This window comes from Pseudovibrio exalbescens DSM 16456 (assembly GCF_000422785.1).
Classification (GTDB): Bacteria; Pseudomonadota; Alphaproteobacteria; order Rhizobiales; family Stappiaceae; genus Pseudovibrio; species Pseudovibrio exalbescens.
Window position 1 is genome coordinate 14035 of the sequence record NZ_AUGS01000014.1, and the last position, 20568, is coordinate 34602.

The 20568-nt window shown below is 57.3% G+C and carries 17 protein-coding genes; 8 read left to right on the plus strand and 9 right to left on the minus strand.

Translation table 11 applies throughout. The features are described 5' to 3' along the window. Positions 1-211: 211 nt before the first annotated feature. Positions 212-1090 carry a DMT family transporter gene (locus G512_RS0110490; protein WP_051269209.1) on the plus strand — a complete coding sequence of 293 codons (879 nt, stop codon included), beginning with the start codon at positions 212-214 and terminating at the stop codon, positions 1088-1090. 134 nt (positions 1091-1224) lie between these two features. Next, positions 1225-1794, plus strand: a complete 570-nt coding sequence (locus tag G512_RS0110495) for a DJ-1/PfpI family protein (RefSeq protein ID WP_028481678.1) — start codon at positions 1225-1227, stop codon at positions 1792-1794. Positions 1795-1865: 71 nt separating this feature from the next. Here the strand turns inward: G512_RS0110495 and G512_RS0110500 are convergent, their stop codons facing one another. Both G512_RS0110500 and G512_RS0110505 read right to left on the minus strand, forming a co-directional pair. After that, positions 1866-2399, minus strand: coding sequence for a hypothetical protein (locus tag G512_RS0110500; RefSeq protein WP_028481679.1), 534 nt, complete (start codon positions 2397-2399; stop codon positions 1866-1868). Between the two features lie 171 nt (positions 2400-2570). After that, positions 2571-3569, minus strand: coding sequence for a zinc-dependent alcohol dehydrogenase family protein (locus G512_RS0110505; protein WP_028481680.1), 999 nt, complete (start codon positions 3567-3569; stop codon positions 2571-2573). A gap of 230 nt (positions 3570-3799) precedes the next feature. On the opposite strand from G512_RS0110505, the gene G512_RS0110510 reads away from it, so the two are divergent. The 3 genes from G512_RS0110510 (at position 3800) to G512_RS20750 (ending at position 7803) form a co-directional block, all read left to right on the plus strand. Beyond that, the gene (locus G512_RS0110510) at positions 3800-5398 is read left to right on the plus strand and encodes an MBL fold metallo-hydrolase (protein ID WP_028481681.1); all 1599 of its coding nucleotides are present in this window, start codon (positions 3800-3802) and stop codon (positions 5396-5398) included. 223 nt (positions 5399-5621) lie between these two features. Then, positions 5622-5993 carry a VOC family protein gene (locus tag G512_RS0110515; RefSeq protein WP_028481682.1) on the plus strand — a complete coding sequence of 124 codons (372 nt, stop codon included), beginning with the start codon at positions 5622-5624 and terminating at the stop codon, positions 5991-5993. A 193-nt stretch (positions 5994-6186) separates the two neighbouring features. Continuing rightward, positions 6187-7803 carry a Na/Pi cotransporter family protein gene (locus G512_RS20750; protein WP_036489514.1) on the plus strand — a complete coding sequence of 539 codons (1617 nt, stop codon included), beginning with the start codon at positions 6187-6189 and terminating at the stop codon, positions 7801-7803. Here G512_RS20750 and G512_RS20755 read toward each other — a convergent pair. Next, positions 7800-8726: a LysR family transcriptional regulator gene (locus tag G512_RS20755; protein WP_051269210.1), complete on the minus strand. Its 927-nt coding sequence runs from the start codon at positions 8724-8726 to the stop codon at positions 7800-7802. The two genes, G512_RS20750 and G512_RS20755, sit on opposite strands and share 4 nt — an antisense overlap. A 96-nt stretch (positions 8727-8822) precedes the next feature. Between G512_RS20755 and metE the strand changes: the two genes are divergently transcribed. Then, positions 8823-11102 (plus strand): 5-methyltetrahydropteroyltriglutamate--homocysteine S-methyltransferase, encoded by a 2280-nt coding sequence (gene metE / locus G512_RS0110530; protein ID WP_028481683.1) that lies wholly within the window; start codon positions 8823-8825, stop codon positions 11100-11102. 89 nt (positions 11103-11191) lie between these two features. On the opposite strand, the gene G512_RS0110535 is transcribed toward metE, so the two are convergent. The 4 genes from G512_RS0110535 to G512_RS0110550 all read right to left on the minus strand — a co-directional run bounded on the left by G512_RS0110535 (position 11192) and on the right by G512_RS0110550 (position 16593). Continuing rightward, complete coding sequence (locus G512_RS0110535; protein WP_028481684.1) at positions 11192-12421, minus strand: efflux RND transporter periplasmic adaptor subunit; 1230 nt, start codon at positions 12419-12421, stop codon at positions 11192-11194. 4 nt (positions 12422-12425) lie between these two features. Further along, entirely contained in the window at positions 12426-14789 is a 2364-nt protein-coding gene (locus tag G512_RS0110540; RefSeq protein ID WP_028481685.1) for an ABC transporter permease, read from the minus strand. A 4-nt stretch (positions 14790-14793) separates the two neighbouring features. Continuing rightward, positions 14794-15513 carry an ABC transporter ATP-binding protein gene (locus tag G512_RS0110545; protein ID WP_028481686.1) on the minus strand — a complete coding sequence of 240 codons (720 nt, stop codon included), beginning with the start codon at positions 15511-15513 and terminating at the stop codon, positions 14794-14796. Between the two features lie 189 nt (positions 15514-15702). Then, positions 15703-16593 (minus strand): AraC family transcriptional regulator, encoded by an 891-nt coding sequence (locus G512_RS0110550; RefSeq protein ID WP_028481687.1) that lies wholly within the window; start codon positions 16591-16593, stop codon positions 15703-15705. Positions 16594-16935: 342 nt separating this feature from the next. Between G512_RS0110550 and G512_RS0110560 the strand changes: the two genes are divergently transcribed. Continuing rightward, on the plus strand, positions 16936-18084 hold the full coding sequence (locus G512_RS0110560; protein ID WP_028481688.1) for an iron-containing alcohol dehydrogenase: 1149 nt from the start codon (positions 16936-16938) through the stop codon (positions 18082-18084). A gap of 114 nt (positions 18085-18198) precedes the next feature. After that, positions 18199-18723, plus strand: a complete 525-nt coding sequence (locus G512_RS0110565; protein WP_208974995.1) for a hypothetical protein — start codon at positions 18199-18201, stop codon at positions 18721-18723. Positions 18724-18731: 8 nt separating this feature from the next. Here G512_RS0110565 and G512_RS0110570 read toward each other — a convergent pair whose 3' ends face one another. Together G512_RS0110570 and G512_RS0110575 are read right to left on the minus strand one after the other, a co-directional pair. Further along, a complete protein-coding gene (locus tag G512_RS0110570) occupies positions 18732-19199 on the minus strand; it encodes a YbaK/EbsC family protein (RefSeq protein WP_028481690.1) in 468 nt (155 codons plus the stop codon). Positions 19200-19291: 92 nt separating this feature from the next. Next, entirely contained in the window at positions 19292-20566 is a 1275-nt protein-coding gene (locus tag G512_RS0110575; protein ID WP_028481691.1) for a lipopolysaccharide biosynthesis protein, read from the minus strand. Positions 20567-20568: the final 2 nt, after the last annotated feature.

The window sequence follows — 20568 nt, forward strand, 5'->3', positions numbered from 1 at the left end:
TTGAGAGCGGCAGGTGGAATCAGCTGTCCACGCGTAATCGGTTAGTCGTTTATGCTTGAATCAAATTCAAAGATAGTTATACCTGCCGCAGCGTTGTCGCCGGGCTATGAAATGCGACAAAGCTTCATTTTCGAGAAGACGAGCAAATGACGCGTTATGGATGAGGTTATCTAATCCATGCGCGGTTTTCGCCTGGGCGTTGGGCACTTTAATGACCGCATTGCAGATTTCGCCATTGCACGTGGAGCCGTCAGCGGCACGCGGCATGGCTTTGATGACCCTCAGCATGATGCTGTTCGTCAGCGTTGACAGTATGGCGCGCTCCATGACGCAGGACTATCCTGTACTGATGATCGTCTGGGCGCGGTTCTTTATTCATCTGATGCTGATGGGCGTGTTCGTCGTGCCCAGACACCAGCACATTCTGCGGCCAAAGAACCGCCGGGTGATTTATCTGCGGGCTTTGATAGTGTTTGCGACGACTGCTTTGGCGGTGGCTGCATTTCAACTCATGCCCGTGGCGGACTTCCATGCCATGGGGCTGATTGCACCAATGGTCGTGACCGCGCTTTGTGCGCCGCTCCTTGGTGAACGGGTTGGCAGGCGCGCTTGGGGGTGTATTGCGGTTGCATGTGCGGGGGCGGCTCTTGTCGTCAAGCCGGGCGTGACATCACTGGGTTTGGGTACGTTGTTTGCAGTTGGCTCGATCATCACGTTTGCATTCAGTGCAATATTGACGCGTGTTGCGCACCGCCATGATGAGGCGCTGACAGTCCTTTTTCATAGCGGGCTGGTTTGCGGCACTCTGTCGTGTTTGGTGCTGCCGTTTGTTTGGGTCTCACCAGACCTCGGGGGCTGGCTAATGATTCTGGCGATTGGTGGGGTGTCCAGTTTAGCGCAGTATTGCTCTGTGACCGCATTTTCCTATGGACCGGCCTCCATGATCATGCCGTTTAATTATACCGGCTTGCTTTGGGCAACGCTGGCGGGAGTGCTTTTCTTTGGGGAGTATCCGGATTCCCTGACTGTGCTTGGTGCCATGATCATCGCTGGCAGCGCGCTTTACCTGTATCTGCGCGAGGGGCGCTGAAGGGCACCAGCAATCAGTTATCAGCGCATGGGTCCACCAAATATCAGTGCATGAAACACAAAAGGCGTGAAAACGTGAAAAAGCTGATCCTCCAGAAGGATAGGGTGATGCATCGCACAAGTCGGGGTTTTTAAATGGCACGGATTGCAATTGTTCTCACCAACGGATTTGCTGATTGGGAGTATTCGCTCATCGCAGGAACCGGTGCGCCTTTTTATGGGCTGGAAGTCCGGTTTTTTACCGTAACACCGGGGTTGGTTACGTCGCAGGGTGGGCTGGCCGCAGAGGTCAAGGATGGGCTTGAGGTGCTCACCGAATGGCAGCCGAACGTCGTCGTGGTAGTCGGCGGTATGATCTGGGCGACACCAGAGGCGCCAGATATTTCGCAGGTTCTAGCCGCGGCTAAGGAGCAGGGTGCAGCCGTGGCGGGCATTTGCGGAGGCACACTGGCCTTGGCACGTTCAGGTTTGCTCGATCGAGTCGCGCATACCTCCAATGATCCCGCTTTCTTGAAAGACAACGCGCCCACATATAAAGGTGGCCCGTTGTTTGAGAGCGGCCCCGGTGCTGTGAGTGTTGACGGCGTGATAACGGCACCAGGTACAGCGCCTGTAAGTTTTACGGCGGCTGTTTTTGAAGCGGCTGGACTGGCAACTGATGCTATTGCGCAGTTCCGGCAGATGATGGCAGCTGAACATTCATAAGCGCGTCTGGCGCCGCGGTTTCAAGAGAGGGCAACCGGCTGGTTTGGATGATACCAGCCGGCTGAGGCTCCTTAACGGGCTTGATAAGAAAGAATGACGCCAGCGCGGCCCCCGGTCTGCATGAAACCGGACTTTGCGTATTGAACGAATACGGAGGTCAACTCTGTGCCGTTGATCTGCATGTCTTCGATTGGGCCAGACATGGCTTCCTTGTCAGCCCAGATCTCGCCACGGTAGCCGGTGGAGCTCGACGGGTTGTCGTAGTTCACGCCGCGCACGCCGAAATTGTCGACCAGATCAGCATGAATGGCTTCATAGTCCTGAACGCTTGCCTCAGGAGCGTTGACGTCGCACATGGGCGCGCCAAAACGTTCGCCAAGGTCAATGCGCACATCAACCCCGGTCAATTTGCCTTCATAAGCCTCGGTCATGAATGGCACTTCGGTTGCTTCAGCCGAGGGGGTGAAGCCCATTTCTTCGATGGAAGCACCTTCAATGATGCTGAGGCACAGCTCGTTGGCGTCCGTCAGGAATGCGCTTTGTGCCGATGCTGCACTTGAAATCATGGCAGCGCCCACAAACGCTACGGTCAGGGTCTTTTTCATGTGTTTGAGTCCACTTTCAATCTTGGTTTAAACCGCCGGAACGTATGCGCTCTACATCATTTTTGTCGGCAATCTCAAGCTGTAATTGACAGTGACTTGCAAGTAATGTGAGGAACTTTGCGTTTTAAGTGCAGTTGGGTCGTTGCAAGAGTTCATCGGCGAACTAGGGGCCTACTGGGGGCCTACTGGGGGCACAAGAACCGCTGCACCGGACAGGCGCCCATGTCGTAGATCCTCAAGCGCTTGATTGGCGGCTTGGAGCGGATAGGTGACCGTGTGAGTTTGAACGCCTGCTTTCCTCGCAATGGGGAAAAACTCCTCCCCGTCTGCACGCGTGAGATTTGCGACGGACATCACCTGACGCTCCTCCCATAACAATGCGTAGGGCATGGCTGGAATGTCGCTCATGTGGATGCCGCCACACACCACGTGGCCGCCTTTGCGTACGGCTTTGAGAGCTAACGGAACGAGATCGCCAACCGGGGCAAACAGCAGCGCCGCATCCAATGGGACCGGAGGCATTTCAGTGGATGCGCCTGCCCAGGTCGCGCCAAGCTGGCGCGCAAAGGCCTGCGCCTGTGTGTCTCCGGGGCGAGTAAAGGCGTAAACTTGTTTGCCTTGCCAATGGCATACCTGCGCGATGATGTGGGCCGCGGCCCCAAAACCATAAATCCCTACAGTTTGAGCGGGCCCCGCTTTCTTGAGCGTTCGCCAGCCGATCAATCCGGCACACAAGAGCGGGGCAAGTGCGACCGGGTCAGCTTGCGGATCCAGAGGAAAGGCGTAGGCCGGATCCGCCAGGGTGTGCGTGGCGAAGCCGCCGTCTCGCGTATAGCCGGTGAACTGTGGGGCGTCACACAGGTTTTCTTCATGGCGCTGGCAGTATGGGCAAGCACCGCAAGTATGACCCAGCCAGGGAATGCCGACGCGGGTACCTTCGGCAAGCGTGGTGACGTTGGACCCCAGCCGATCCACAACGCCGACAATTTCATGTCCGGGCACCAACGGCAGTTTGGGCGAGGTCAGTTCGCCATCGATAACATGCAGGTCGGTGCGGCAGACGGCGCAGGCCTCGATGCGAACCCGAATCTCGTTGGGGCCGGGCTCTGGATCGGGCCATGTTTCCAATTTCAGCGGCTGCCCTTCGCGATGAAAAACCATGGCCTTCATGGCTTTGCCTCCTGCGGCCTTTCAGATCATGGCCGGATGATCGTTAAGATTGATCTTCGTCCAGGATGATGGCCCAATTGGCAAAGGTCTGCCAAGTCACCATAGGGAGGGGTATTGGTCGTTGGGATAGGTGCAGCGCCGCCTCAAAACGGTGCTAAGCTTGAAGGTGGAGCGGCTGGGGACATCACTTGCCGACCAGACAACCAGCGCATCATGCGGGAGAAACCTTGATGGGACAGAAGCCGAAACTTCACTTTTTTGGCGCAGCACAAACGGTCACGGGATCCTGCATGATGGTTGAGACCGACCGAGCCCGCGTTCTGGTGGATTGTGGCATGTTTCAGGGCTCCAAGACGGAGCGCGAATTGAACTATCGGGCATTTCCCTTCACCCCGTCAAAGCTGGATGCCGTGGTTCTGACCCACGCGCATATCGATCATTCAGGGCTGTTGCCAAAGTTGATGCGTGCCGGATTTGAAGGCCCGATTCACGCAACGACCGCGACGCGGGATTTGTGCGCCGTGATGTTGCCGGACTCCGGGCATATTCAGGAGATGGAAGTTCAGCATCTCAATCGCCGCAATCGTCGGCGCGGCCGCCACAAGGTGGAACCGATTTACACGGCCCACGATGCCATGCGCACCATCACCCAGTTTGAGGCGCAGCCCTATGAGACGTGGGTGGGCGTGGCTGAAGGAATCCGTGTTCGCTTCTGGAACGCGGGACATCTGCTTGGCTCTGCCTCTGTCGAGATGGAGGTGATTTGCGATGGCAGCCGGACACGTTTGCTGTTCTCGGGTGACCTGGGGCCAAACCACAAGCTGTTGCAATATGATCCGGAAGCGCCCGCGGGCTGGGACTATGTAATTTGTGAAAGCACCTATGGAGATGAGGACCGGTTTGGCGTAACGGAAAGCCAGCGCCGCGGCATGTTGCGCGCGATTGTCAAGGAAGCCTGCAAGCCTGACGGCGCACTCATCATTCCGTCCTTTGCCGTGGAACGTACACAGGAACTTCTCGCTGATCTTGTATGGTTGATGGAGAACAACAAGGTGCCGCAGGCGCCTATCATCATCGACTCGCCGCTTGCCACGCGCGCGAGTGCGATCTTTCACGATCACGCCCGTGAACTTGAGCATGGCGACATCCTTCGCCGGGCCATGAATGCGCATCATGTGCGCTTTACCGAAACGGTGGAGCAATCCAAGGCGCTGGATCACATGCATGGCTTTCACATCGTGATTTCTGCAAGTGGCATGTGTGAAGCAGGCCGGATACGCCATCGGTTGAAGAACTGGTTGTGGCGTGACGAGGGTACCGTGCTTCTCGTCGGCTATCAGGCATCCGGGACACTGGGCCGGATTCTGGAGGATGGTGCCAACACCGTGCGCATTCAGGGGCAGGAAATTGCGGTGCGGGCGCACATTCAAAAGCTGGACCTATATTCCGGCCACGCGGATGCGCCTGAGTTGGAGGCGTGGGTTAAAGACCGTCTACCCATTCGCAGCGGGCTGTTTCTGGTTCATGGCGAGGCGCAAGCCATCTCTGGTCTCAAACAGCGCGTTGAGCGGTTTCTGCCCACCGGCCGTGTTATGGTGCCGTCTCTGGATGCCGTGTTCCGCCTGACCGACGAGGGGCCCGAACTGGTGCTGGAGGACCTGCCGCCACCGCGCATCGATCCGATTTATCTTGGACATGGCGATTGGAACAACGAGTTTCAGGAACTGCTTCTGGACTTTCAGGAGACTTTGCATGAGGCTCCGGATGACAAGGCGCGCCGTGTGATCCTCAGGCGGTTGCGGCGAGCATTGGACGCCGACGCGACTTAACTCGCTGCCTTGCGGATCTCCTTAGCTTTGCCGTGAAGCAATGGTCGCACTGTCGCGAGCGGTAATTTGTTCTCTATTTGTTCACAGTTTTTCGGCGCTGCAATCTTTCAAGAAGCACTACTTCTGATAGAGTGAGTGGCAGGGAGAATGCGGCTCCCATTTCCTGCTACCGGCGCCTCAAGCGCCGACTTCTCAATTTAAAACAGAGTATTGGAGGCCGGACGTGGCTACAACAGTCAAGGCAAACCTACAGCTGATCTATGTGTCCGACATTGAGCGCTCCACTGCGTTCTACAAGGACCTCCTCAACGATGAGCCTGTGATGGAAGTTCCCCGGTATGTCGCGTTTGGTGTGGAAGGCAAGGCGCTCTTTGCGCTTTGGTCCGGTGCTGAAGCACCTCAGCCCGGCGCGCCGGCCTATAGCGAGATCGGAATTATGGTGCCAACAGGAGAGGACGTGGACCGCCTTTATGCCGAATGGCAGGAGCGGCTTGATCTGGACGTCGTATTGGAGCCGGTAACAGAAGTTTTCGGGCGCACATTCATGATCCGAGATCCGGACGGCCACCTGATCCGCGTCAGTCCTTTGGACTAGAACCGCAAGCCCATCGCTTCTTTAGCCTGCTAATACCATCAGGCAATATTCTGGCAACAGAATGAGCATAGACTGTATGCCATGTGTAGAGGCCTTCGGATGGAAGGCCTCAAGGATCGTTGTGCGTTGGATACTCGCCATACCGTTCCGGCAACGTGTCTTGGCGACGCCGACGTGAAGGCGGTGATCAGTCATGATGTTCAGTTTATTGTCTGCGCTTGGCGGCGTTGGACTTTTCCTGATGGGAATGCATCTGCTCACCAGTGGAACCAAAGCGCTGGCTGGGTCCAGCCTGCGTTCCGCCTTGGGCCGGTTTACCGCCACCCCGTTGTCTGGCGCGGCGACAGGTGCGGTGACCACTGCGATCATCCAGTCCTCCAGTGCGACCACTGTTGCGGCGGTCGGGTTTGTGGCATCTGGTCTTCTGACCTTTCCGCAGGCGCTCGGCATCATTTTCGGCGCCAATATCGGCACCACGATCACAGGTTGGTTTGTCGCCATTTTGGGGTTCAAACTGGATCTGGGCGAAATGGTGTTGCCATTGGTGTTTGTTGGCGCGCTGTTGACCTTGATGGGACGTGGCCGGGTAGCGATGACGGGGCAGGCACTGGCCGGCTTCAGCTTGCTTTTTATCGGGATCGATCACCTAAAGGACGGACTGGATGCCTTTCAGGGAACGGTGACGCCAACAGACTTCCCCTCTGATGACATCTTGGGACGGTTGCAACTGGTGGGCTTGGGTGTGCTCATTACCCTCGTCACGCAATCGTCCAGCGCGGGGGTGGCAACGGCCCTTGCGGCGTTGGGAGCCGGTGCTATCAATTACCCGCAGGCCGCAGCGCTCGTGATCGGCATGGATGTGGGTACGACCTTTACCGCCGCACTGGCAACTCTGGGCGGGGGCACAATGGCCCGGCGTACCGGATTCGCTCATGTCATATATAATGTGTTGACTGGCACCATGGCGTTTTTCATCGTTGTGCCCTTCAGTGTAATGGTGGAGCCCTTGGTGGCGGGCGGCAACGCGCAAATCGCCCTGGTCGCGTTTCACAGTTCCTTCAACCTTCTCGGAGTGCTGTTGATTTTGCCGTTCGCGCAGCCCTTTGCCCGGCTTGTTGAATGGTTGGTACCCGAAAGGGGAGCCAGTTTGACGCGTTCTCTCGATCCGATGGTGCTGAGTGATCCCAAGACGGCGGTTGGATTGGCATCCGCAGCAGTCGAACGGGTAAATGCCGCAGTGATTGCGCACCTGAGCGAGACGCTGGGAGAAGAGACGGAGGACGAAGAGCCCCATGATCGCTCAAGTCTCGAAACTGCCCTGTCAGAAACGCGGGATTATCTGAACCGCATCGACGTGCCTAAGGATCAGCCGGACTTAAAGCAGGCAACAGGATCGTTGTTCCATGTTCTCGACCATCTGACCCGATTGCTCTATCGCTGTGATCAGGAGAAGCGCATCGACGCACTTTCAAACGATGCGCGATTGAGCCGATTACGCACTGTGCTCTTGAGCGCCGCTTTGCATTTCAACTCGGGTGAAGATCCACAGCGTTGCGAAGACCAGTTGGATCGGGTCCGTCAATTGATGCGCACGCAGCGCAAAAGCCACCGTGACCGTATCATTTCGGCGGCGATTGCCGATGAAATCGACGATGAAGAGGCGGCCCTTCGATTGGATGGGCTGCGGTGGCTGCACCGCGTCGCCTATCATATGTGGCGTATCAAGGTGCACCTCAACAGCTTCCAGCAGAAGCCTGTGGCTCCGGTGACCCAAACACAGGAAGCGCGGCTGGAAGTTGGTGATGATTAGAAAACCTGACCGGCAGGGTCCGTGTTGGCCGGCACCGTGAAGGGCTGCGCTGCCGCAATAGCCAGGAAACCTTCAATAAAGTCTGTCGGGCGGTCTTCCTCGCGCACGCCGATATAAATGCTCTTTTCGATGCCAGGCTCACCTATCTTGAGACTGTGCAAGCCTTTTGCATCTGCCATTTCGTGCAGGAGCCAATTTGGGATCGCACTGACACCACGTCCGGCGCGCACAAGCCGCAGCATCATTTCGGAGGTTTCGGTTGTTCGATGGCGTCGTGGCAGGCAGCCGGCTGGCCCCAGAAACTGTGTGAAGATGTCCAGCCGCTCTCGTTCAACGGGATAGGTGATCAGCGTTTCACCTGTAAGGTCTTGCGGAGCGAGGATCGTTTTCTGTTCCAACTCGTGGCCGGGCGGCACGACCAGCACCAACTCATAATCAAACACTGCTTCATAGGTCAGCTTGGGCCGGGCAACCGGATCCGGCGTGATCAGCATGTCGATCTCATGCCCAAGCAAGGCCGCCAAGCCGCCGAAGCTGAACGCTGTTGTCACATCCAGATCCACGTCTGGCCACTGCCGCAAGAAGGGATCCACCACCTGCATGAGCCACTGCTGGCAGGGGTGGCATTCCATGCCCACCCGCAGAGCACCGCGCCGACCTCCGGAGAAGTCTTCGATTACCCGTTCGGCGTGATCAAGCTGCGGCAAGATGCGTTCCGCGAGCGTGAGCAGATAGCTTCCGGCCTGCGTCAGCCGAATGCCACGCCCTTCCTTTTCCCAGAGCCTCACACCATGCCGCGATTCAAAACGGCGCACGGCATGGCTGACTGCGGATTGGGTCAGGCAAAGGTTTTCCGCAGCGGGGGTAACGCCGCCGCCCCGGTAAACTTCACGTAGGATCAAGAGGATTTGGGTGTCGATCATGACGTATGACTAGCATTCATGGTTCTTTGAAAAAAGACCATTTTTTATCATGTTAGTTTTCGCCTAGGAGAGTCGTCCAGTGACAAGGAGACCTATATGACACAAGCTGTGAACCTGGGCTTTCCCCGTATCGGGGCCCGACGAGACCTCAAGAAGGCTGTAGAAGGTTATTGGAAAGGCACATTGGATGCAGGCCAACTGCTTCAGACGGCCGCCAACTTGAGAGCTGACCATTGGCGTCTTCAGGCCGACGCCGGGTTGGACTGCGTGCCTACTGGCGATTTCAGTTTCTATGATCAGGTGCTGGATACCACCGTGATGCTGGGTGCCGTGCCGGAGCGGTTTGAGGCCAACGAAGAAATCGTGTCACTGGATACCTATTTTGCCATGGCGCGGGGCACCAAGGATGCGCCTGCCATGGAGATGACCAAGTGGTTCGACACCAACTACCACTACATCGTGCCGGAGTTCACGCGGAACCAGGAGTTCCATCTTGCAAGCAACAAGCCGCTGGATGAGTTCCGCGAAGCCAAGGCGCAGGGCCATACGGCTCGCCCGGTCCTGCTCGGTCCTGTGACCTGGCTGTCCCTTGGGAAGACCAAGGAGGCGGGGTTTGATCCGCTGGACCATCTGGATGCCATCCTGCCCATTTATGCGCAGGTGCTCAAGGCACTGGCGAGTGCAGGGGCAGAGTGGGTTCAGATTGACGAGCCCATTTTGGCGCTGGATTTGAGCTCGGCACAAAAAGACGCCTTGCAGCGTGCGTATGCCCGCTTGTCGCAAGCTGAGGTCAATCTCATGCTCACGCCTTATTTCGATCGGCTGGGCGACAATCTGGACTTGGCGTTGTCCTTGCCTGTGGCGGGGCTGCATCTGGATCTGGTTCGTGGACCGTCCGATCTGGACGCTGTTGTCGCGGCCGCGCCGAACAAGGTGATCTCGCTTGGTGTGATCAATGGGCGCAATGTATGGCGCGCTGATCTGTCATCCGTGCTGGACTGGATCGAAGGGCCCGTGACCAAACTTGGCCGGGATCGCGTGGTGATCGCGCCGTCCTGTTCGCTGTTGCACACGCCTATTGATCTTGTCTATGAAACCAAACTTGATGATGAGCTGAAGTCCTGGTTGGCGTTCGCCAAGCAGAAGATCGAGGAAGTTGCGGTGCTTTCCACGGCCCTGACAAAGGGACGGGACGCGGTTTCAGAAGCGTTGGCAGCATCCGATGCGGCCTGCAAAGCGCGAAAGGCTTCTCCGCGCATTCATAATGCGGCGGTTCACGAGCGTTTGACCAACGTCACTGCAAAGGACGAGGCTCGAGCAACGCCCTTCAAAGATCGCCGCAAGCTGCAACAGAAGAAGTTGAAATTGCCGGTGTTGCCGACCACGACAATCGGGTCGTTTCCGCAAACCGCCGACGTACGCAAGGCGCGCGCTTCTTTCCGCCGGGGAGACATCTCCGAGGCTGATTACAATCAGTTCCTGCGAGATCAGACCCGGGATGCGATCCGGTTTCAGGAGGAGATCGGGGTTGATGTTCTGGTACACGGCGAGTTTGAACGCAACGACATGGTGGAGTATTTCGGCGAGCAGCTTGATGGCTTTGCCTTTACCCGCAATGGGTGGGTGCAGTCCTACGGGTCGCGGTGTGTCAAGCCACCGTTGATTTATGGTGATGTTTCTCGTCCCGAACCCATGACGGTTGCCTGGTCCCAATACGCGCAATCTCTGACGGAGCGCCCGGTGAAGGGCATGTTGACGGGACCGGTTACCATCTTGCAGTGGTCCTTCGTTCGAGATGATCAGCCACGCCGGGATACCTGCCGACAGATTGCACTTGCAATCCGCGACGAGGTCGTGGATCTGGAAGCCGCCGGTATTGGCGTTATTCAAATTGACGAACCGGCGCTGCGTGAGGGCCTTCCTCTGCGCACCAGCGACCATGCCGCTTATCTGGATTGGGCCGTTACGGCGTTCCGTCTGTCCGCCTCGGGAATTGCGGATGAAACGCAGATCCATACACACATGTGCTATTCCGAGTTCAACGACATCATGCCGTCCATTGCGGCGATGGATGCAGATGTGATTTCCATCGAGACATCGCGCTCTGACATGGAACTGCTCTCTGTTTTCGCGGATTTCGAGTATCCAAACGAAATCGGACCGGGCATTTGGGACATTCACTCTCCCCGCGTGCCGGGTCAACCTGAGATGGAAGCCTTGCTGCGGAAGGCCGTGGATGCGGTTGGTCCGGAGAAGCTCTGGGTCAATCCGGACTGTGGTTTGAAAACGCGGGGCTGGGAAGAAGTACGGGCGTCGCTCACCCACCTTGTGAACGCGGCACGAACGTTGCGCGCTGACATCAAGGTTGATGCATAGCGCCTGCAAATTCCACGGTGATTAACATCGCGAGATGAGAAAGGCCCGACACCGAGACAGTGTCGGGCCTTTCCGTTTCGTTGCTGACCTTACTCTCCGATGTGGCGCGGCGTGACCCGAAGGCCATCCTCAATACCCGAGGCCGGATATTGGATGATGGTGGTGCCTTCTTCGAGCCCTTTGAGGATTTCCGCATTTATTCCGTTGTTTCGTCCCACCTCAACGGGCGTTAGCCGCGCACGACCGTCTGTCACGGTAAACACCGCCCAGTCGGAGCCTTCGCGAAACAGAGCGTTTGAGGGAATTTTCAGGGCATTCTCATTTTCCCATGTGATTATCTGTGCCTCGACGCGGTAGCCATGACCCAGGCTTTCCCGTGTGGCGGGTGGATCGGTGAAATGGACGACGGCATTGACTCTCTGCTCTTCAACTCCCAACGCGGAAAACTTGGTAAAGCCCCACGGATCAACCCGGTCCACGACCCCGTTGAGGGACCGTACGCCGCCCCAAGCTTCAATGATGACCGGGTCACCCTTTGAAACCTGAACGGCATCGGTTGACAGGAGTTCCACCACGACTTCGAGGTCGCTCTCCACGTCGCCGATTTCCATGATGGGCGTGCCGACGGGCAAAGTGGTTTCGCTTTTCTGCATTACCTGCAAGATGCGCCCTGTTGCTGGTGCATATAGCGGAATACCTTCCGAGGCATCGATTTTTGCTGCGTAGGCGGGGTCATTGAAATTGATCAGGCGTGCGCGGGCGTTGGCAAGTTCTGCTTCGCGCATGGATATGGCTGCTTCCGCCCGATCTCTGGTGGCGTGGGCAAGCCGGGCTTCCCTGAGGGTGCGCTCGTAGGCAACGCGGCTAACGGTTTCGCTATCACTCAGTTTTTTGAAACGCTCCAGATCGCTCTCGCGCAACTCCAGATCAGCGATGGCCTTGTTCAGATCAGCGCGTGCGACGCGCAATGCAGCTTCTGCGGCGGTGACTGCCGCTCGGGCTTGCTCTCGGGTGCGCACATCCAGCGCGGAAGGGTTGGTGGGAAGCATTTGCGCCACTACGGTCTCACCGCGCACCACCGGATCACCGGGCAACACCCCGACACGCAGTAACCGGCCTGCAACCGGTGTTGAGACCACATAGGCATCATGGACGCGGGTTCTGCCCTCCTCAATAACAGCGACCCGCATCGGACCGCGTTCCGCCGTTCCCATGTCGACCGGGGTTGGCTGCGGCCAAAATGAATAGGTGAGTGCTGCGCCCAACACCACCAGCGCGCCCGTTGTCAAAATGAGCCGCGACCGTTTCTTTTTCGCCACGCCTTTACTCCCTTGTCTTCAGGGCAGTGATGATTTCTGCCCGATCCACGTCGCGTTTCACCAGCCAGCCCGATAGAAAGGCCGCGCTCAATACGGCCAGTGCTGCGCCACCATAACTCCCCGGCGCAAACACAACGGGTATTTGATAGATATCGGTGCTGAACCCTGCCGCAACACCATAGGTTAGATAATAGCCCAGCACCGAGCCCAGTGGCAGGGCCAGCAAAGTGACCACTGCAAGTTCGCCCAGCAAAACAAAGCTGGCTTCGCTCCGGGTGAATCCGATGACACGCAGGCTGGCGAGATCCCGGCCGCGTTCCGCCTGAGCAATGCGGGCCGCATTGTAAACAATGCCAAAGGTAATGACGCCGGCAATGGCTGCCATGATAAAGCGCATGGAGCCGGCTCCCGTATTCATCATGCGCACAAAAGCAGCGCGAGCATCCTGTTTGAGACTGACACCTGCCACGGAGGGCATGTCCTTGAGTGCTCGATAAATCGGGCCGCTGTGCGCTGCATCGATGCGCAAGTACGCCCCGGACACACGCCTCGGTTCGCGCATCGCCCGGTTCAGAGCGGAAATCTCCATGTAGGCTGGGGCGCCCAGCAGGCTCTCCGTGACGCCCACAACTGGCAGGGATAGGGTAGGGCGACGTCCCTCGTGAACATCGACCTGTATGGTATCGCCAACTTGAGCCTTCAGTTCGGTTGCCAGAGACTGGGACAGAACAATACCATCCCGCGGCATGGTGATGGCTTCCTCACTCTTGTCGACAGCACGGTTGAGGCGCGGCGCCGGGACCAGACCGTTCACACCGCCGCGATAGCTTTCCACGCCATGTCGCAGTGTTGCAGATACACTCCGAGTGGGTTCGACCTCAATGACATGAGGCATGCGTTGCAGGTCATAGATCACTCTATCTGAGAGCGGGTCGGTAAAGGTCACGGTAACGTCGCTGCGATCGATCACGTTGAAGGTGAGGTTCAGCGTCTTTTCGAAACTGGCGAACAGGGAGATCATGGCGACCGCCAGAGCCATGCCGCAGGCAATGCCGACAATGGATCCCAGCATGCGGCCCGGCTGTCGGGTGAGGCGGCGCAAAACCATCCGGCTTGGTTGGTCAAGCATACGGCTGAGGGAGGCCCCAATGCGACCAGTACGGCTATAGTCCGCAGGGGCTGGCGGGCGCATGGCTACGGCCGGTGTGAGAGTGAAGATGCCGCGCAACACGATGAAGCCTCCAGCAGAGGCTGCCAGAATGCTGGAGACGACGCCAATCAGAAACGAAGCGGGTTCGACGCGAAAGACGAGAATGGGGAACTTGTAGAACTCCAGATAGATGTTGACCATGCCGCGTCCCGCCATGGTTCCCAACACGCAGCCCATGGCGGCCCCGCCCGCCGAAATGATGAGGATCAGCTTGAAGTAATGCAGGGCTACTTCAAAGCTGGAATAGCCAAAGGCTTTGAGCAGGCCAATTTGCTCGCGCTCTGCTTGGACCATGCGCGAGATGACGATGTAGAGCAGGAAGGCGGCCACGGCCATGAACAGGGGCGGGACGGTCGCGCTTGTAGAGCGCATGCCGTTGATCTCTTCCATCACGAACCGGTTGGAGGTGTGATCCGACACGTGATAGGCGCCGCGGCTACCATAGGGCTCTAAAATGCGGTCGACCGCGTTGAGGACTGCCGTCTCATTGGCGGATCGCGAGAGCATCAACAATCCTTCGTTGAAAGCGCCCTTCATGTCATAGGCCGCCGCAAGGGCCGTCTCGTTCATCCAAAGAGCCCCGAAGCGGCTGTCGTCGGAGATCAGTTCGCCTGGTGCGACGGTGTAGAGGAATTCTGGCGAGTGAACGAGGCCAACAATGTGAAAGGTTCGCCGGGCGCCATTCATTGTGGCGGACAGGGTGTCGCCCGGTTCCAGCTCATGGGCCTTGGCGAAGCTGTTGAGCAGGAGAATTTCATCGGCCCGATTGCGAGCCAGCCAACGCCCGGCCGTCAGGTCCGGCAGGTTCAACCGCGGAGGGCCGGTATCAGGCAGGGAGAGTGCTTGCGCCCGAATGGGCAAGTCCAGCCCCTTGATATCGACCAACGCAGAGCCGTTGACACGCCCTTCAACGGCGGACACGCCCGGAACTGCTCGAAGATCACGCAGGCTGTGCAATGGAGCGCGGACAACGGGGGCGAACACATCGGCCAACCGATTGCGCTCGTAGTAGGCCTGCCGGGTCTGATCAAGCGAGGTGACAATGCCAGACATCATCACCAGCAACATGACGCCGGTGGCGATGACAGCGCTGATTGCGAAGGCTTGGCCTTTCATGCGCCACAGGTCTCGTCCCAGCTTTTTGTTCAGCGGCGTCATCGCATTACCACTCAATCTCTGCGGGGGTGAGCTTGTGGGTGTTCTCAACCACCTCACGAATGGCACCGTCGGCAAAATGGATGACCCGGTCCGCCATGGCGGCGGTATTGGCTGCATGGGTGACGATCATCACTGTTGCACCAAGCTTCTCGTTCACGTCCTTCAACACACCAAGAACGGTGCGCCCGGTGGTGCTGTCCAGCGCACCGGTCGGTTCGTCGCAGAACAGAACCCGTGGGTTTTTCGCGATGGCTCTGGCAATGGCGACGCGCTGCTGCTCACCACCGGAAAGCTGCGCGGGAAAGTGGTCCACACGCTCCCTCAAACCCACGAGTGCGAGCGCCTCCTCCGGTTCCATGGGCGCTTCGGCAATTTCCGTCACCAACTCCACATTCTCATAGGCGGTCAGACTGGGCATCAGGTTGTAGAACTGGAATACGAAACCGACATGCTCACGCCGGTACCGTGTGAGCTCGGCATTACTCATTTCGGTGAGGTTGTCCGCTTCAAAGAACGCTGACCCACTCGTAGCGCGGTCAAGGCCGCCAATAATGTTCAAGAGGGTGGATTTGCCGCTTCCAGATGCGCCAAGCAACACGACAATCTCGCCGCTGGGGATTTCCAGATCAACCCCGCGCAGCGCGTGGACGGCAGCCTCTCCCTCACCATAGACCTTGGTGAGGCCTTTTGTGCGAAACGCGAGGGGGCGGGTGCGGTCAGGCATGGGGCGGATCCACGGTGGTTGGTGGCGATGTGATCTAGATAAAACCACAGGCTGTGGAACAGGTGAAGGTCACGTTGGGCTGTTTTCGCGGATAATGGCAGATTTTGGCCGGGAACGCGGACTTTATTCAGCTGCCGGTGCGATCCATAACGAGATCAGCGATGGCGCTGCCGGCGAACGTCGGTGCGGCTACTCGAAATCCTGATAGGACAGCTGGGAGGCATCACGGGGAGAGACGCCGAAGAACCGCTTGAACTCTCTACTGAACTGAGCGGCGCTATCATATCCAACCTTGAGACCAGCCTGACCGGCGCTCTCACCATGACGGACGATCAGAGCCTTGGCCTTGGTGAGACGTACCTTTTTGATGTACTGCAGCGGCGCATCTGACACTGTTTTCTTGAAGGCGCGATGGAAGGCAGAAACGCTCATGCCGGACAAATGTGCCAAATCCTCGATCTGAATGCGCTCTGCGTAGTGATGATTGATGTGCTCCACGGCCTTCATCAGTCGGTTGCTTGTCGTATCGCGGGTGGCAAAGGCGCGCAAATTGCTGCCGGCCTGCGTGTGCAGGATCCAGTAGAAGATCTCGCGCAACAGACTTGCACCGAGCATGTGGCAGTGGGAAGGTTCTCCAAGGATTGCGGCCAAGCGATCCAGCGCACTACGGATTTGAGGTGTCATCGGAAACGTGGAGACGCCGAGATCGTCAGCCTTGGCGGTGGCTTGAGCTGGCAGGGCATCCATCTCATCCAGCAATGTGCGCAATTGCGCCAGATCGAGCCTTATATGAATGCCCCGCAAAGGGGCTTGCGGGCTGCAAAACGCCTCACACGCTATGGGATAGGGGGTGGCTACCAACAAGCCTTGATCGGGTCCGTACTCAAACCGGGCATTATTGAACACGCCTGCTTTTCGTCCGGACAAAACAAAGGTTACACCCACTTCGTAAAGCATGGGGGACTTTTGCTGTGCCTCGGAAATGCGAAACACCGATACGCCCTCCAGCGGTGTGCGATGGGCGCCATCGCGTTGGACCTGCTCGAAGATGGAATATGGCTCTTGGGCTCTTGTGATCACGGGGACAAATCTCCAACTCAGATACAGAGATGACACAGGCGTAACAAGAATTGCAATAAAAATGGCCGCGTTGGCAGGATCGTGCAAATCTACGGCAGGATTCTCTATCGCGATTCCGGAGGGGATCATTTAGGTTTTCCATGGAGATTGTGAGAAAAGGACGCTTTGTAACAGGGGTGTCACAAGTATCCTCCTGGAACATTCAATCAGTATGGATGAAAAAAAGATTTTGTGCCTGGCAGAAATGATACAGTTCATCACGCCAGTTCTCTACACACATGGATTTGTCGACTTTCTGCTCTGGGCAAATCGAGACACACTTCAGAACTAAGGATATCGAAAATGGAGTTTTCCTACTCAAATCCCACAGTGATTCATTTTGGGAAGGGCAAGATTGCCAGTGTTTCCAAAGCTGTACCCAAGGATCTGAAAGTTCTCGTCATCTACGGCGGCGGCTCGATCAAACGCAATGGCGTTTATGATCAGGTCACTGCTGCACTGGCAGACCACGACTGGATCGAGTTTGCCGGTGTGGAGCCAAACCCTCGGGCGGAGACCCTGGATAAGGCTGTGGCGCTATGCAAGGATCAGAATGTCGGATTTGTTCTGGCCGTCGGTGGTGGATCCGTGATTGATGGCGCCAAGTACGTGGTCGCTGCGGCCAAATATGACGGAAATGGATGGGATATTCTGGAGGGCAAGCACAAGGTGCGTGATGCCCTGCCTTTGGGTGCCGTTCTGACCATCCCGGCCACTGGATCGGAGTCCAACATTGGCGCGGTCATTACCCGCGGTGAAACCCATGACAAGCTGCCGTTCATGTCGCCGGCAGTACGGCCGCTATTTGCCGTCATGGATCCGGATGTGATGAAAACGTTGCCGGAGCGCCAACTGGTGAACGGACTGGTGGATGCGTGGGTGCACACCTGCGAACAATACTTGACCCGATCTCACGGCGCGATGGTTCAAGATGGCTATGCCGAAGCGCTGTTGCGCACATTGAAGCACCTTGGTGACAACTTCGATGCGCGTGACTGTGATGAATGGCGTGAGAACCTGATGTGGGCGGCCAACCAGGCGCTGAACGGACTGATTGGCGCGGGTGTGCCTCAGGACTGGGCAACGCACATGATTGGTCATGAGTTGACCGCGCTTTACGGCGTGGATCATGCGCGCTCACTTGCCATTGTGCAGCCCTCTCTCTTGCGTCACCAGATGGAGCATAAACGCGCCAAGCTGGAACAAATGGGCCAGCGTGTGTTTGAACTTGCTGGAGGCGATGACCTGGCCGAGCGCACAGTGGATGCCATTGAGGCGTTCTATGAAGCCCTCGGTGTGAAGACCCAACTGGTGGAACATGAGGGCGACAAGGCGGCTGCAATTGACAGGATTGTCGGACAGCTGGAACGCCACGGCATGGTGACATTGGGCGAGAACAAGGAAATCACGCTGGACCGCTCCCGGGAAATCTTGGAAAAAGCCGTCGCTTGAGCGTTTGGCACGGGTGAAAACGGATGGGGCACTAGCGCATGCTGGTGCCCTTTTTTATGGGCGGAAGCGCTTGGCTTGACCTGTGACCATTCACAGTGACTGGGAGCCGGCGTCTTGCCAACTGGAACCCAACCGTCAATCGCCAATCAGGACAGGATGCTCGCCGCCATGCCATGGACCTTTGAAAGCAGTGAACACAAGTTTGTCGTAACCCAAGAAGTTGACGGCCTCAACGGCGCGTTTGATGGCGCTGAACCTGCGTCGAAGGTAAGTTATTCAGCGACAATTTTCGTGCCCGAGAAAGTGACATTGCCGCCGGAAATGTGGGCACAGGATGGATACATGGTCACCAGTCCGACACAACAGGGCTTGGGATACATGCTGAGCTATGTCGCGGCCCGCCGCGCGTTGGCACAAGACCCGAAGGTGACAACGATTTTCGTGTCCTCCGGTAGTATTGAGGGCGGTGGGCAGGCCTTGATTGGCAAGTTGGGTGGTGTCTTCAATCTGGATCAGGTTTTCGAACTGGATGAAGGCGGCACGGTCAAAGTCCCCGGCTATCTGATCTCTACAGAAACCATGGAAATCAAGGCCAAGGAGGGCTTCACTGGCAAAGGCTGGGTGCTCATCAGCGAATAGGGGACCTGTTAGCCCATTACATGGGCGCTGATTGCCTCCTTCAGCGCTTGCGGGTTGACCGCAAACACCGCATTGGGGGCTCCGGCCGCAGCCCAAACCAGATCATGTGTGAGAAGAGACGCGTCCATGTACACAGGGATCGGCGAGAGGTGCCCTAGGGGAGCAACGCCACCGATTGCGAACCCGGTCACCTTGCGAACATGTCGAGCATCGGCGCGTGTGAGCGGTCCGCCGACGATTTGCGCGGCAGCCTCCAGATCAGCCTGACGATCTCCGGCAATGAGGAGCAGGACCAGTTCCTCGGTGTCTTCCCTCTGAAAAATGAGTGATTTGACGATCTGCCCGACGGTGCACTTGCAAGCTTTGGCAGCTTCTTCGGCTGTGCGTGTGCTCTCGGGCATGAGCGTGATGGTAATGTTGAGCCCAACTGCTGCGGCGGCCTCTGCGACGCGGTCTTTACTGCTTTGCTTCGCCATGCACTCTTCCCCCACTCCGGTTTGACCATGACTACTGAATAATCAGCGGCAGATGCGACCACAAGCCCGATTGGTTGAGATTATCGCAAGTTTTAAAAGGCCTCAGAGCGCCCCTCAGCGCTGCACCAGACAAGGAGTGCATAAAGAAGGGCCGTTCCAAGAGCGCTCCAGAAAGTGTAACCCACGGCAATACCCATCATGCCCCAGTGATTAACGGCAACTGGGGCCGTGGCTGCAGATCCGATGAGGCAAGCGACCATAACCAGAGATGGGGCACGGTGCTGTCCGTGCATGGCAAGCAGCGCTGAGGCTGGCCCGAACACACCTCGAAAGAAAATTACCGAGCACACCACGAGGAGCACCGAAAGAGCCTCTTCAAACGCAGGTCCAAACAGACCCAGCACCCATTCACCCAGAAGGGCGCAGCCGAAAAGAATCCCAAGGCCATAAAGCGCACCAAGGCCTTGCATCTGCAAAATGCCCTTTTTGGTGCTCAAGCCTTTGGTGTGGTCTTCATAGATCCGAGGCAATAGAAGCATGTAGAGGGCGCGCATCCCAAACCCGGCTAGGGAGCGCAGACGAAAGCAGATGTGCAGCATCGCAACTTGTCTTGCCGGCAACAGCAACAGCCCTGCAAGAAGGATCTGCACTTCGATAAAAAAGTCCCAAACCAGCGTGGTCACGACCCACGGTGGGGCGGAACGGCGCCACTCTTTCTTCTCCGAAAGATCGGGCACAGTGTTGCCTATCGGAATAAAACGGCGGAAGAACCATAGGCTTGTGAACAGTGCGACGCCATTGGCAACTGCATATACAACGAACAAGCCTGTCGCTCCGTTCGGCCAGCCGAAGGTTGCTGCCAATAGTAGCCCTGCAGTAAGGAGCAGAGGACGCAGGGCCACTTCGGGAAGTGCAGCCCGGATTTGCTGATCAAATGCCACCAACACCGCACCAAAGAACGTGACAGATGCAATGCAATAGGCTGAGATCGCCAAGAGCGATGCAGTGACCCACAAACTGTCCCCCGAAAGAGGTGTGGCCCAGAAGAGATATGCAACGCCAAGCGGAAGTACCAGCACCGTCATCAGAGCCCTGAGCTGGCTTGTCTCCCGGTACAGGCCGTACAGCTTGGCGATGTGATCGGTTGTCTTGAACCGGGAGGACAGTACCGTGGCAATGGACGCAAACCCAAGGCCAATGAGTTGGGCCATGACCGCGTTGGCCGCAAGCAGTACGGAGAAGAGGCCCAGCACCTCGCCAGACCACACTCTGGCTATTACCAGATTGGCAGCGAACATCAACACCGAGCCCATAAGGCGCAGAGTGAAAAGCGAACCGAAACGCTGCAACAAAGTGATGAGGCTCATTA